The 13,618-nt window shown below is 48.3% G+C and carries 13 protein-coding genes; 6 read left to right on the forward strand and 7 right to left on the reverse strand.

Annotation, left to right across the window (positions count from 1 at the left end):
- The first annotated feature begins 231 nt into the window (after window positions 1-231).
- Window positions 232-1,311: a DUF4032 domain-containing protein gene (locus WC647_09645; protein ID MFA6222566.1), complete on the forward strand. Its 1,080-nt coding sequence runs from the start codon at window positions 232-234 to the stop codon at window positions 1,309-1,311.
- A gap of 80 nt (window positions 1,312-1,391) precedes the next feature.
- On the opposite strand, the gene WC647_09650 is transcribed toward WC647_09645, so the two are convergent.
- The 5 genes from WC647_09650 to WC647_09670 form a co-directional block, all read right to left on the reverse strand.
- Complete coding sequence (locus WC647_09650) at window positions 1,392-2,171, reverse strand: hypothetical protein (protein MFA6222567.1); 780 nt, start codon at window positions 2,169-2,171, stop codon at window positions 1,392-1,394.
- A 219-nt stretch (window positions 2,172-2,390) separates the two neighbouring features.
- Window positions 2,391-3,335: a diguanylate cyclase gene (locus WC647_09655; GenBank protein MFA6222568.1), complete on the reverse strand. Its 945-nt coding sequence runs from the start codon at window positions 3,333-3,335 to the stop codon at window positions 2,391-2,393.
- A 54-nt stretch (window positions 3,336-3,389) separates the two neighbouring features.
- Window positions 3,390-4,643 (reverse strand): adenosylhomocysteinase, encoded by a 1,254-nt coding sequence (ahcY, locus tag WC647_09660; protein ID MFA6222569.1) that lies wholly within the window; start codon window positions 4,641-4,643, stop codon window positions 3,390-3,392.
- 79 nt (window positions 4,644-4,722) lie between these two features.
- On the reverse strand, window positions 4,723-5,892 hold the full coding sequence (metK, locus tag WC647_09665) for a methionine adenosyltransferase (protein ID MFA6222570.1): 1,170 nt from the start codon (window positions 5,890-5,892) through the stop codon (window positions 4,723-4,725).
- A gap of 159 nt (window positions 5,893-6,051) precedes the next feature.
- Window positions 6,052-6,849 carry an energy-coupling factor transporter transmembrane component T gene (locus WC647_09670; GenBank protein ID MFA6222571.1) on the reverse strand — a complete coding sequence of 266 codons (798 nt, stop codon included), beginning with the start codon at window positions 6,847-6,849 and terminating at the stop codon, window positions 6,052-6,054.
- A gap of 86 nt (window positions 6,850-6,935) precedes the next feature.
- On the opposite strand from WC647_09670, the gene queF reads away from it, so the two are divergent.
- On the forward strand, window positions 6,936-7,370 hold the full coding sequence (queF, locus tag WC647_09675; GenBank protein ID MFA6222572.1) for a preQ(1) synthase: 435 nt from the start codon (window positions 6,936-6,938) through the stop codon (window positions 7,368-7,370).
- Window positions 7,371-7,375: 5 nt separating this feature from the next.
- On the opposite strand, the gene WC647_09680 is transcribed toward queF, so the two are convergent.
- Window positions 7,376-7,870 (reverse strand): GNAT family N-acetyltransferase, encoded by a 495-nt coding sequence (locus WC647_09680; protein MFA6222573.1) that lies wholly within the window; start codon window positions 7,868-7,870, stop codon window positions 7,376-7,378.
- A gap of 33 nt (window positions 7,871-7,903) precedes the next feature.
- A complete protein-coding gene (locus tag WC647_09685) occupies window positions 7,904-8,389 on the reverse strand; it encodes an acyl-CoA thioesterase (protein ID MFA6222574.1) in 486 nt (161 codons plus the stop codon).
- Between the two features lie 257 nt (window positions 8,390-8,646).
- Here WC647_09685 and WC647_09690 point away from each other — a divergent pair, with 257 nt between their 5' ends.
- The 4 genes from WC647_09690 to WC647_09705 all read left to right on the forward strand — a co-directional run bounded on the left by WC647_09690 (window position 8,647) and on the right by WC647_09705 (window position 13,600).
- Window positions 8,647-10,215 (forward strand): FMN-binding glutamate synthase family protein, encoded by a 1,569-nt coding sequence (locus WC647_09690; protein ID MFA6222575.1) that lies wholly within the window; start codon window positions 8,647-8,649, stop codon window positions 10,213-10,215.
- A gap of 222 nt (window positions 10,216-10,437) precedes the next feature.
- Window positions 10,438-11,004: a GNAT family protein gene (locus tag WC647_09695; GenBank protein ID MFA6222576.1), complete on the forward strand. Its 567-nt coding sequence runs from the start codon at window positions 10,438-10,440 to the stop codon at window positions 11,002-11,004.
- Window positions 11,001-11,663, forward strand: a complete 663-nt coding sequence (locus WC647_09700) for an N-acetyltransferase (GenBank protein ID MFA6222577.1) — start codon at window positions 11,001-11,003, stop codon at window positions 11,661-11,663. The genes WC647_09695 and WC647_09700 overlap by 4 nt, the downstream gene beginning before the upstream one ends.
- Before the next feature lie 8 nt (window positions 11,664-11,671).
- Window positions 11,672-13,600, forward strand: a complete 1,929-nt coding sequence (locus WC647_09705) for a DUF294 nucleotidyltransferase-like domain-containing protein (protein ID MFA6222578.1) — start codon at window positions 11,672-11,674, stop codon at window positions 13,598-13,600.
- Window positions 13,601-13,618 lie beyond the last annotated feature (18 nt).

The raw sequence follows: 13,618 nt of genomic DNA on the forward strand, positions 1-13,618 counted from the left end.
AGGATACAGACCCTTAAAAAGTTGAGTCTTGGGTCTGTCGACCCGACGAAAAACCAAGGCTAGCCCTCCAACGGTCGTGAAAAAGCCGAGAATCACTCCCCGCCAAAATCGCGTGGTGGATTTTGGAACTTCGAGTGCCTTGACATGTCTTTTGGTAACATGTAAAAGGCCTTTTCCCCTGCGGATAAATTTGAGAAGACAATATCCGCCGGACTGTTTCAGGAGGAGAGCATGGACATAGTGGCGAATATTCCAGCGCCGGACGAGTGCGCATCAAAGATATTTAATTACAGTGGACAGAAGTATGAGCAGGAAATAGCGTCGGAACTTTGGCTTAAAATCTTACAGCACAAATGGTTCCTGTCCGAAAAACTGGGCAGGGACGCAGGCATAAAAGTGGCCTGTCTGGACTACATCGAAAACGTTGAGGTCATATACGCAAAACAGATAGATGAAGATCGGGTCAGTACCCTGAGAGAGCTGGGCGCTCAACTGGTGGATAGATCGATATGGGACACCATTTCAGAATCGCAACCTCCAAAGCAAATCATAGAGAAGAGGGTCATCCTCCCGCTCACTGAAGTGAATCTTGCTGAAAAACATGGGGTTACACCGCCAAAGACCATAATCTTCTTTGGCCCGCCCGGAACCGGAAAGACGCATTTCGTCAAAGCGATAGCCGGCGTTCTTAACTGGTGGTTTGTCGAGGCGAGTCCAAGCGATTTGATGTCAGACGGACAGGACCGCCTGGGCAAAAATCTGAAAAACTTGATGGAAAAGGCCGGTCGGATGGAAGACGCTGTGATATTCATTGATGAATTTGAAGAAATTGCGGGAACCCGCGATCAGGCGTCACGAATCGACAAATCAATAACAAATGAATTCCTTAAGCAGGTGCCGTTATTCAAGAGACAGCCTGGAAAGCGATTGCTCGTTTGCGCGACAAATTATATCCGCGAACTTGATGGAGCATTGTTGAGGCCGGGCCGGTTTGATCTGATCATACCCGTGGGTGGGTTGGACATGGAGGGACAGAGAACCATATTCGAGCATTACCTGTCCAAAACGAACTCAGGTGAAGTCGATATTGACAAGCTCGTCTCCTTGATGCCGCTATTTACCCCTGCGGATATAGAATATTTGTTCCAGAAAGTCACTCAAAAGGCTTTTGAAAGGGAACTTAAGACCGGTTCGGACTATCGTTTGAATACGGAAATTTTTCTGGAGGTCTTACTCGAAGTGAAGCCATCTCTGACAGAAGAGATTGCGGCGGAGTTCCAACGAGACTGCAGGGATTTTACCAGGCATTAGAATCACATTTAGAACCAATCGGTGGAGACATTCCAATTTCTCCACCGGTTGGTTCTATTATCAAAATACGGGGTCGCTTCTCACTGTGGGCACTCGGTCTTGGTTCCAACCACACCACCATTTTTCTCACATTCGCCTCTGGTAGCGTCAACGCATTCCCCAGACTTGTTTTTGCACTTGTATATCTCACACTCATAAGACGGATAATTCACTTCATTTCCCCCGGATGCGGAACACTGTTCCCTGCTGGTGAGAGTGACGGTTCCGCCCTTGCAGCAATTGATTTTGGCGCACTGTTGAGCGCAATCAGTTACTTCAGTTCCCCCGGCTGCGACGCATTCGGAGCGGGACTTTTGAGTACATGACCCATCAATACAACAATTCACCTGGATCAAATCGTCCAACTTCTTGTTCAGAGTGTCTATGCTCTCGTTATATTTCCCGGTAAATTTGGATTTTTCAAGATTCAGATCACTTAGCGCACTGTCGTACTTGAGTCTCAACTGAACCAGAAAAGCCTCAGCTCCCGCCTTTTGTCTCAGAAGATTGTTAAGTGACTGTGTCAATCCTGTGCGTTGCTGTTCCGTCGCGTTTGAAATCGCTTCGTCAAGTTTGACTATCTGAGCGTCGATGTTCGCAAGTTGAGCCTCATAGCCGCTGATCTGTTGCGCAAATCCCTGCGCGCCCTGACCGCCGACTCGGTCTAACTCTTCAACGCCCAGACTCATTAAGTTCTGTAATCTGGAGATCTGGCTCTGCAAACTGGCTATCTCAGCGGCGTTGTCCTGAGCGATAACCGGCGCCGTAAAAAAAAGAGTGAAAGTGACCAAGGACGCCACGGTTATACTAAGAATTCTCATGACCCTGTTCCTCCGGAGAAGGTTATTGACGCTCCACAGCTACGGTACATAAGGCGTACACAACTTGTTGGAGCTGGAACTCTAGAATGCGTGAGTCCATAAGGGTCGGATTATCACATTGAAACAGGCTGTCAAGATATTTATAATGCAAATAGATAGATGTGCAGATAAATAGATCGGATAGATTATATTTTTTGGAGGCGAGATCTGTTGTTTAGTTCAAAACATACCGTAAATTTTATATTTTTTCCTCCCTGTTCGTTTAGCTTCATAGAGAGCGATGTCCGAGCGTTCGATCAATTGTCTGGCGGATTTTGCGTCATTAGGAAAGCACGCCACGCCTATGGATACAGTAAGAGGTCCCGACTCGGCCGTTCTGGGTAATCCTCGAGCCATGGTCGATATTTCATTCATAAGCCTGTCACACAGAGTCTCCGCCATTTCTTTGCCGGCGCCGGGGAAGATTATTGCAAACTCTTCCCCGCCATATCTAGTGACTATGTCATATCCTCTGCACGCTGACTTGAATGCCTGGGCAATTTTTACCAGCGCCTCGTCTCCCATCTGATGCCCAAATGAATCATTAAATTCCTTGAAATGATCCACGTCTATCATCAGGAGACAAAATGGGGCCTGCTGTCTTGAAGCCTTTATGATTTCGAGTTTCAACGCCTCATCAAAGAACCTGCGGTTGTAAACACCGGTCAAGGCGTCTTCATAGGACATCTCCAGATAACGTTCCCGTTCTTTGGCCAGGGATTTCAGTTCAATGTGCCTTATCGTCTTGATTAAGGCCACCTGGATTTGTTCCACGCTAAACGGCTTGATTAAATAGTCAACGGCCCCTCCGTTTATGCAATCCAGAGCGTTTTCCACCGACCCGTAACCGGTGATCACGATGACTTCCGTGTCATCATTTAACGCTTTAATGCGCTTAAGGAGAGTGAGGCCGTCCATGGCCGGCATCTTCAGATCTGTGACCACCAGATCATATTTCTTGGTGGCCACTCGTTCGAGGGCGTCATACGGATGGCTACTCCAGTCGACATCATGACCCAATCGTTCGACGCAACTCAACATGAACTGCCCCACTTCAGGATCATCATCTACTACTAGTACGGAATACCTGGTTCTCTTGTTGGCTGAATCGAGCAAGCTATTCAATTTGACGCCCCGTTGAAAGTGCCTAATTAGAAGTTTAGTCGCAGTTGAATCGCCTCATGTGCCCATTTCCCAGGAATTGAGATATTCCACCTGCTCAGGTGTCAAAGTGTCTATTTTGACTCCCATGGACGCAAGTTTTAACCGCGCAATCTCGTTGTCGATATCATCCGGGAGTTTGTAAACTTTCTTGGTTAGTTTTGACGCCTGTTGAACAAGGTACTCGGACGCCAGGGCCTGGTTGGCGAAGCTCATATCCATGACACTTGAAGGATGACCCTCGGCCGCCGCCAAATTGATTAGTCGGCCTTCTCCGAGAAGAGTTATCCGCCTACCGTCGGACATGGTAAATTCTTCTACAAAGTCCCTGATAATTCTTCTGGAAACAGCCATCTTCTCAAGGGATTCTATATCAATCTCAACATTGAAGTGCCCCGAATTGGCCACGATGGCGCCATCCTTCATCAATTCAAAATGTTCCTTTCGAATGACGCTTCGGTCTCCAGTTACGGTACAGAAGAAGTCACCTTTGGGCGCAGCGTCCGCCATGGGCATGACGACATATCCGTCCATTGCGGCTTCCAACGCCCTTAAAGGATCAACTTCGGTAACAATTACCCTCGCTCCCATACCCGAGGCCCTTGAAGCGAGACCTCTACCGCACCAGCCGTAACCGCTGACAACAAACCAGGAGCCCGCCAATAGGCGATTAGTAGCTCGCAGGATGCCGTCAATCGTGCTCTGGCCAGTGCCATATCTGTTATCGAAGAAGTGCTTGGTATTAGAATCATTTACAGCGATGACGGGGAACAGGAGAACTCCACGATCGGCCATGCTTTTAAGCCGAATTACGCCCGTAGTAGTCTCTTCTGTTCCACCTATAATCGAAGGGACAAGGTCCTGTCTCTTGGAATGGATACTACTGACAAGGTCAGCGCCGTCATCCATCGTGATGGTCGGTTTAACGTCAAGACAAGCGTTTATATGTCTGTAATAAGTGTCAGTGTCTTCACCCTTGATCGAGAAAACGTTATAACCTTCCGAAACGAGAGCTGCCGCAACATCATCCTGCGTTGAGAGAGGATTTGAAGCGCAAAGGTAAACCTTGGCTCCGCCGGCGGCAAGGGTCCGGACCAGAGAGGCCGTTTCTGTGGTAACGTGGAGGCATGCGGCCAATACTATCCCTGATAATGGTTTTTCTTTACTGAACCTTTCTTTTATCATCCGAAGGACCGGCATGCTGCGTTCCGCCCACTCGATCCTTAGTTTACCGGCCTCGGCGAGGCCGATATCTTTAATATCGTAATCCATTGCAACTCCTCATAATAATTTATAACGATGTAACCGTCTGAATTAGTTTCTCACATAACCCAGTCAAAATAATCAAAGATTACAGTTGCGTTGATTGCCGCAATTCTTTAGCCTTGTCCGTGGCCTCCCAGGTGAAATCAGGATCATTACGTCCAAAATGACCGTTGGCCGCGGTCTTGCCGTATACAGGGCGAAGAAGTTTCAGGTAATCAATAATTGCTGCGGGTTTAAAGCTGAAAGTCCCATTGACGATATCCGTCAACTTTGTGTCCTCAATTTTTCCCGTCCCGTATGTGTTTACCATCAAAGAAACCGGCTCTGGATATCCGATGGCGTATGCGACCTGGACCAGACATCTTGAGGCTATCCCCGCGGCTACGATATTCTTTGCGACATATCTCGCCATGTAAGAAGCTGATCTGTCCACTTTGGATGGATCCTTTCCTGAGAAGGCTCCACCGCCATGAGCGCCGTAACCTCCATAGGTGTCTACTATGATTTTACGACCAGTCAATCCACAGTCGCCCATCGGCCCGCCCACAACAAAACGACCGGTGGCGTTTATCAGGTAACGGGTGTCGCTTGCCAGCATTTCTCCGGGAATCGCCTTCTTGACTACTTCTTCGATGATTCCTTCCCTGATTGTGTCATAAGTCACGTCGGGGTTGTGCTGGGCGGCTATGACAACAGTTTCAACCTTGACCGGCTTATCCCCTTCATACCGGACAGTGACCTGGGACTTTCCGTCGGGTCGAAGGAAACCAAGTTTCCCGGACTTTCGGACTTCCGTCAGTTTAGATGTCAGTTTATGAGCGTAACTGATCGCCATTGGCATCAATTCAGGGGTTTCATCGCAGGCAAAACCAAACATCAGCCCCTGATCGCCTGCTCCCTGCTCCTTGAACATTCCCTCACCTGCGGTAACGCCCATGGAAATGTCTGGAGACTGTTTGTCGAGTGTGACCATTACAGCGCATGTATTTCCGTCAAATCCCATTTCTGCGTCCGTATAGCCTATGGAGACGATTGTTTTACGGACCACGCTCGGGATGTCCACTATTGCCTTGGTGGTGATTTCTCCGGCCACCAGAGCGAGTCCAGTGGTTACAAGGGTCTCGCACGCGACTCGAGAGCGAGGATCCTGCTCTATCATGGCGTCGAGGACAGCGTCGGAAATTTTGTCTGAGATTTTGTCAGGATGACCTTCCGTGACGGATTCGGAAGAGAATGAATAGCCTCGGACCCCCATGTCGAGCCCTCCTTTCGGATCAGAGTGATAAAGGTTCACAATCCGATACTTTAAACATAATCGTTGACCCGGGTCAATATCTAATTATTGTAATCGCGAATCGGCGCGGGATAATCATAATTCAAATCTCAATAATCCGGCAAATATTACGGCTGAAACTCACATTAATATTGACCCCAAAACTGTCAGCGCAATGGCGACGCCCAGGTAAGCGTCCAGGAACGAAAACTTCGATGGCTGGAATTCTGTTCTGGCTTGTCCTGCCTTAAATCCGCGCGATTTCATGGCGACTGTCAATTCCTCTGACTTTCTAAAGGCCATGATCAAAGAAGGAACTGTAAGTGACATCATGCGTTTGGCCTTTGTGGCGACCGAACCTGTCTCAAATACTATTCCTCTTGATTCCTGAGCCTCGATCAGCCTTCGCCACTCCTCCTGAAGAACAGGGACGAAACGTAAAGCGAGGAACAATACGAGGGATGTCTCACTAATGGAAAGCCCCACAAGCTTTAATGGGCTCATGGCAATCCTCAGCCCCTTTACTATATCCCACGGTAAAGTGGTAAAACTTAAAGCCAATGAAAACACTATGACCAAGGCGATTTTTGTAGTGAGGAAGATCGATTCCGAAAGTCCTTCATAGCTCAATGGGGTGACAATTCCAAACACCAGTATCGGATGACCATCAGTGTTGAGCAGGAAATTCAAGGCGAAGGTCAGCAAAAGCATCAACTTGAATTTCATCAACCCACGTTCCCAGACGCGCCAACCCAAACCGGTAGCCCCTAGGCATAGAAAGGCCAATAATATTGGCGCGGCCAGATTACGCCAACCCTGAGACAAAAATATAATGGCCAGTAGAGCAACCAGACCTCCGAGTTTGGAACGTGGATCCAGCCCATGAACTATCGAATTCCCGGGCAAGTATCCGCCAAGGGTAATTTCTTTGCCTAACATGCGATGGCCTGATATTATTTGGAGAGTCCGGACGACCCGCATGCCCGGCAAATAAAAAATACAAGGTATTCTTGAAGGACCATTTGATGGAGCCCGCAGAGTTAGATCTAACCATACTCAAGTCGAGTCGACAACAATATCCCACCAGCCCGGATGAAACCCGCCTGGAGACCTTTCCGAACAGATATCCACGGCGTGACTACGTCATAAAGTTCAACTGTCCCGAATTCACGAGTGTTTGTCCCATTACCGGTCAGCCTGATTTTGCCCGAATCATAATAACATATGTTCCGGAATCGAAGTGTATAGAGTCCAAATCCCTTAAACTTTATCTGTTTAGTTATCGCAACACTGGAATGTTCCACGAGGAAATTACCAATCGAATTCTTGACGATGTCGTCGCCGCCTGTTCTCCCAGGTGGGCCAGCGTCCTAGGAAAGATGAGTCCCCGCGGTGGAATAGGAATCGAGGTCATTGCCGAATACACAGCCCAGGGCTTTAGCAGGCCGGTTTCCCTATAGAAAATCTACATGGTCAACACGAACTTCTGTTCGACAATTCGGCCGCCCCATTGAGTTACGTCGTGTTCCTGATCAAGAGTGAAGCCCGCATTTTCATATAGCCTTCGCGCTGGGTCCAGCCCACGAAAGGTCCACAGATAGACTCTGTTGTGACCGACTGTTCTGCAAAAATCCAGCGCCGCATCCATCAAGATTTTTCCAATCCCTTTGCCCTGACAATCCTTCGACACGATAAACCACCTGAGTCTGGCTCCCTCATTATCCAGATTTGCGCCGTCTATGGCTATTGCGCCTAGAAAGCGATCCTCGGCTCTAACTGTCCAGAAACCATCCTTCCCGGTATCAAAACGCCCCATAAACTCTCCAAGTTCTCTCGCCACCTGACTCTCAAAGGAGACATCAAAGCCCCAGTGTTCATGATAATAAACAGCGTGAGTCTCCACGACCCGTCCAATCGATCCCGGGTAATAGCCTGTCAGTGTCAAACCGTCATACGTCATCTCAAAATCCCTCCAGTCGCAGCATTGGGACGATTATTTCGCTCGACAACGCTCCACCTCTTTCTGCTCCATTCTGATCCTCTTCCGTTCCAGAGCCTCACAGTTCCTGCGATGATCATCGTCATTTTCAAGAAGTAGAGTGGGAACTCCCGTAGTCTTACCATCTTTATCCAATGCCACAAAAGTCAGATATGCGGACGCCGTGTGCCTGACTTCTCCAGTCAGAAGGTTTTCAGCTTCTACCCTAACTCCAACCTCCATTGAACTGCGGCCTACCATGTTTAAGCTCGCCTTGAGTATCAACAGGTCACCGACGTAAACCGGAAAATGAAAATCCAGACGATCAATAGAGGCGGTCACAGCGATCTTTCGGCCGTGCCTTATCGCCACAACTCCGGCCGCAGTGTCGACGTACTTCATTATGACCCCACCATGGACATTGCCAACGGGGTTTGCGTCTTCAGGGTTCATTTGTACGGCCATTATGATTCTGCTATAATTAACCGGCTTGCCATTCATATCTTCACCTCTTTCTAAGAAACGAAGTAGGGATTCATCCCATTGAAAAATAAACGTGAGTCTTCCGAGAGATAGGCCCATTCAAAGATTCGCAAATTGCTTGACACCGCGTATTATTCTAGCTAATATCTTGCGACTATTTAATTAGCCTAACTAACTAATTGGTCCCGCCTCTTTATTCTGGCGGCTTTAGTCGCTCGTCTAATTCTGATTAAAACAGAAAGACGTTCCACTCTCAACATTTTTGGAGGAGACATATGTCGTACAGCAAACCTAATCGGAGTTCCGCCACAAAAACCAAGACCAGGGTTGAGCCGGCCCCCAATTCAGGCATTTGCGTCACCTGTTTGGATGGCTGCCCGGGACCATGTGAGATAGGTCGATCAGCTATGAGGGGTAGAGAAGTGATTTACCCTCAACCCTACGGTAAAATTACAGCGGGCGCGGACAAAGACTACCCTGTGGATTTTTCACATTTTAACATCCAGGGGACTTGCGTTGGCGCCTTTGGCGTGGCAGCGGATTCTGATGTCGCTACATTTCCCGCGGTGGATTGTTCAACGAGCCTTGGCGCAGAAAACGGAATCAAGATGGATTTCCCCGTATTCACCGGCGCTGTCGGATCTACCTACATAGCGCGGATGAACTGGGAAGAGATCGCCATAGGCGCGGCAATCTCAGGAATTATTGTGGTCGCCGGTGAAAATATATGCGGGATGGACCGAGACGCTGAATTCAAAAATGGAAAGATCGTGAGATCCCCCGAGATGGAGAGGCGTATTAACGCATACAAGTCCTGGTATGAAGGCAAGGGCGGCGTAATTGTTCAGGCGAATGTCGAGGATACTAAGCTCGGTGTGCCTGAATACGTAATCGAGAAGCTCGGTGTTGAAATTTTTGAATTGAAGTGGGGACAGGGAGCGAAAGATATCGGCGGCGAAGTGAAACTTAGCACGATGGAGCGGGCCAAACAACTCAAGGAACGCGGCTACATTGTATTGCCCGACCCAACCACATCCTCAGCCCAGCGTGCTTTTCAAACTGGCGCTATTTCAGAATTCGAGAGGCATTCCCGATTGGGGATGGTCACGGAAGAAGGTTTCTACGAAGAGGTCGAGCGTCTCCGAAACATCGGGGCTAAGTACGTGACCCTTAAGACAGGCGCTTACCGACCTGCGGACTTGGCAAGGGCGATCAAATTCGCTTCAAAGGCGAAAATAGATTTGCTTACAATTGATGGGGCAGGCGGTGGAACCGGGATGAGCCCATGGAGGATGATGAACGAATGGGGAGTCCCAACTGTTTACCTGGAATGCCTAACTTACGAAATGTGTCAGACCTTGAAAGCAAAAGGGGAGTACATACCGCCCATAGCCATAGCCGGCGGACTTTCTCTGGAAGATCATATTTTTAAGGCTTTGGCTCTTGGCGCTCCTTACGTTAAAGCAATATGCCTTGGCAGGGCCTTGATGACCGCGGCGATGGTCGGGAAAACCAACGGCAAATTGAACGCAGAAAAAATGGAATCTGAAGGAAAAGAGCCGGAAGAAGGATATATCGGGTTGTTTGCTGTAGCCAGCCAGCTAAAGGAACGTTTCGGCGCTGATTTCAAGAGACTGCCGCCAGGAGCCATAGGGCTGTATTCTTATGTAGACAGGTTGAAACAGGGATTGCAGCAGTTGATGGCCGGGGCCAGAAAATTTTCATTATCGTATGTCCAAAGAGATGATCTGGTGTCTCTCACGAGAGAAGCCACCTCCATTTCAGGGATACCATACGTAATGGATTCAGACAGAGAGGAAATTTCCCGGATACTGAACGGATAAGTTCCGTACCGTAACCAGGTACCAAAAGGTAAATATCATTAAAACTAACAAAATTTACTAAAAGTTCATTTGATATGACTGTCAGGACCCGCTGAGCTGATGAAAAGAGTTCGCGGGTCTTTTTTATTCTACTGTCAATTCATTCTCGCAATTGAATGACGGCCTCTATTTTGTTAACCTGTGTCCGCCGCAAAATTATCAGCCAAAGTCAGGAGTTGACCGATGTTAAAGGATTATCCCAAGGCCATAGTCACCCAGGACGGTGATTCGGTTCTTTTGCGCCCTGCGACGCCGGCCGACGAAAACGCTCTCAACGAATTCTTCGGACAAATCCAGGACCAGGAGCAATGGTTCTTTAGGGAAAAATTAAATGATCCTAAAATATTACACGAGTTTTTGCTAAACCTTAACTATAGGCGGGCTCTTCCTATCGTGGCGGTCCGGGAAAAAGACGGCAAGATCATCGCCAATCTTAGGCTTCATATGTCAATGGCGCCGTGCCTCGGGCATGTGGCTCACCTCAGGGTGATGGTTCATCCTAATTTTCGCGCCTTGAAGATAGGAAGCTGGATGATTCTCGACTGCGTAAAAACAGCGATGGATCTTGGATTAGAGAAGCTTTTTGCGGAGTTTGTAGCGGGTGTTGAAGAGGCGGCCATTGGAGCCGCCTTGAAATTGGATTTTCGACATGAAGGGGTGCTTAAAGATTATATTAAAGACAAAAAAGGAGTGTACCGAGACCTGATAATAATGTCCAGGGATCTTCAGAGCAAGTGGAGCGATTTTTGACGTCCTTAGCAGACATTGCCGCAAATCCGGATCTTTTCGGCCGCTGTGAAACTTTTGAGAGCGCTTACGGCGCAATTACCATGTGCGGACTTTGCCACCCCGGCTTTTTTGAGAATATGATTCTGGAAGACGGGCTCGGACGATTCTCTCATTACTCATCAATTATTCAAAAGCTGGAATCCTTCGAAACTTTCCTGAAACAGAAGGACGGCAGGGTTACAGTCGCAATTGCGGATCCCAATCTTGTAATAGGTTACTGCGTCGGCTCCTATCCGGCCCACGATGACAGATGGGTAGTATTGGGCGACCTTATGTATGAACTGGCCGCGATCGAAGTGAGCCGAAACTTCCGAGGGCTTAAATTGGGGGAAAGGCTGCTCGGCATGACAATGGATGACGATTTCTTCGAAGACAAGATATCATATATGTGTGGTTATTCCTGGCATTGGGATCTGGAAGGGAAAGGACTAAACGCCGCCCAGTACCGGTCCATGATGAAGAAGCTGTACAGCCGGTTTGGTTTTCGGGAGGTTTATACGAATGAGCCAAACATCACCCTGAGGGCTGAAAACATCATGATGATCAGGGTGGGATCCCGTGTTACCGCCGAAGATCAGTTGAAATTTCGACATCTGCGCTTTGGAATAAAACCCAAATAGGGGCCACCATGTCAACACAAGACAGATACTTCGGAGCCGCAAAAGATGTGGTCTTCTCCTTTTTGCAGGGGACGCTCCCATTTAATGACCTACCCATATCTTCCCTTGAGGATCTTGCCCAGGCAGCCGTAGTCGCCTTTTATCCCAAGGGGACCTTGATTCTGGAACAGGATAAGACCGACGTATCGGACCTTTACCTGATTCAAAAGGGTGGGGTTCGTGTTTTTCTAAAAGGCGCAGACAGTTCTGAGACTCTTGTGGACTATCGAGGTGAGGGCGCTTCTTTTGGGGCCTTGTCCCTGATTCGTGATTCCAGGGCCAACCTGAACGTTCAGACTGTAGAGGACACCTTTTGCTATCTTTTCCCCCGCCATGCGTTCCTGAACCTTATAAACCTGAATCCCGGGTTTGCTGCGCATTATCTGAAAAGCCTGTCCCAAAAACTTGTAGGGTCGGCTTATTCTGAACTACGATCGAGAAATCTGTCTGAACGCTCAGAAGAAAACATTTTTTTGTTCACATCCAAAATCGCGGACATAATCAACAAAGAGCCCCAATCTGTTCTGGTCGGAGCCTCTATACAGAGCGCCGCCGCGCGGATGTCGGAACTTGGTATCGGGTCGCTGTTGGTAAAGGATGAATCCGGCGATGTTAAAGGGATAATAACGGACAAAGACCTTACAGCCAAAGTAGTGGCCAAAAGACTGAGTTACGACGAGCCTGTCGAAAAGATAATGACAGGCCCTATAAAGACTATCCCAGCCACTGCCCTATGTTTTGACGCTGTCCTGGAGATGCTGACCGGTGGCGTTCATCACCTTGCGGTAGAAACGGACAAAAAAATCACAGGGGTTATCACTGCCCACGATATCCTTGTGGCTCAGGGAAGTTCTCCTCTGTTCCTGATGCGGGAAATAGACTCGCAGAATTCTATTGAAGCTCTGTATTCTCTTTCCGGCAAGACGGTCTCGGTCATAAGAGGCCTGATTGAAGAGGGGGCAAAAGCCGATAACGTCGCCCGTGTAATCGCTGTTCTAAACGACAGGATAATCAACAGGCTGCTGACCCTCATGGTCGAAGAGTTAGGTCCGGCCCCGGTTCCTTTCTGCTGGATTGTTATGGGCAGCGAGGGCCGCAAAGAACAAACGTTCAAAACGGATCAGGATAACGCCATTATTTACGAGGATCCCGCGGAGGACTGGGAAACCATCAAGGAAACCAAGCTTTATTTCCGCAAATTTGGGAACGAGGCTATCAAGCATCTAACCGCCTGCGGATACCCCCTTTGCAAGGGAGAGATGATGGCTTCATTCAGCAGATGGAGGAAAGCGTACTCTTTATGGGTGGGTTATTTTGATCAGTGGATGGCCACAACAGATCCTTTGGAGACCTTGAACGCAAAAATTTTCTTCGATTTCCGTCCTATATTCGGCGATTTGGAAATTGGGGATAAACTGAGGAGTCATATAACAAGGCGGGCTCAAAAAAGTGAAGCCTTTTTGAAGCATCTGGCAAATGATTGTTTGGTCATAGAGCCACCTATTTCTTTTTTTCGGAACTTCATCGTCGAACGTGATGGCGAACATAAAAACAGGCTGGACCTAAAACTGAAGGGGCTTACGCCTGTAGTGGATTTTGTCCGAATGATGGCTTTGAAATACGGAAAGACCGAAACTAACACACTTGGCAGACTTTCCGAGCTTCAAAAGGATAACCTCATTAGTGATGATGTATGCTCTGATCTGGTGGAGGCGTACAATTTTGTGATGCATTTGCGTCTCGTAGGACAGCTTAGACTCATAGAAAAGGGCTCGGAGCCGCACAATTATATCAATCCCGCCGAACTTTCGGATCTTGAAAAAATTACCCTGAAAGAAGCGTTTGCCGTAATCAAGCGAACCCAGAATTACGCGGCAAGGATCAGGGCAGAGATGTAACCCCATATCGCAGAGTGA

The sequence above is a fragment of the Desulfomonilaceae bacterium genome, from assembly GCA_041662605.1.
Lineage (GTDB): Bacteria > Desulfobacterota > Desulfomonilia > Desulfomonilales > Desulfomonilaceae > CAJBEZ01.

Bases quoted from the DNA above. Each gene is read 5' to 3' on its own strand.
- WC647_09650 (MFA6222567.1), bottom strand. From the start codon at position 2,171: ATGAGAATTCTTAGTATAACCGTGGCGTCCTTGGTCACTTTCACTCTT.
- WC647_09690 (MFA6222575.1), top strand. From the start codon at position 8,647: ATGTCGTACAGCAAACCTAATCGGAGTTCCGCCACAAAAACCAAGACC.
- WC647_09705 (MFA6222578.1), top strand. From the start codon at position 11,672: ATGTCAACACAAGACAGATACTTCGGAGCCGCAAAAGATGTGGTCTTC.
- WC647_09685 (MFA6222574.1), bottom strand. From the start codon at position 8,389: ATGAATGGCAAGCCGGTTAATTATAGCAGAATCATAATGGCCGTACAA.
- WC647_09670 (MFA6222571.1), bottom strand. From the start codon at position 6,849: ATGTTAGGCAAAGAAATTACCCTTGGCGGATACTTGCCCGGGAATTCG.
- WC647_09680 (MFA6222573.1), bottom strand. From the start codon at position 7,870: ATGACGTATGACGGTTTGACACTGACAGGCTATTACCCGGGATCGATT.
- WC647_09645 (MFA6222566.1), top strand. From the start codon at position 232: ATGGACATAGTGGCGAATATTCCAGCGCCGGACGAGTGCGCATCAAAG.
- metK (MFA6222570.1), bottom strand. From the start codon at position 5,892: ATGGGGGTCCGAGGCTATTCATTCTCTTCCGAATCCGTCACGGAAGGT.
- queF (MFA6222572.1), top strand. From the start codon at position 6,936: ATGGAGCCCGCAGAGTTAGATCTAACCATACTCAAGTCGAGTCGACAA.
- WC647_09695 (MFA6222576.1), top strand. From the start codon at position 10,438: ATGTTAAAGGATTATCCCAAGGCCATAGTCACCCAGGACGGTGATTCG.
- ahcY (MFA6222569.1), bottom strand. From the start codon at position 4,643: ATGGATTACGATATTAAAGATATCGGCCTCGCCGAGGCCGGTAAACTA.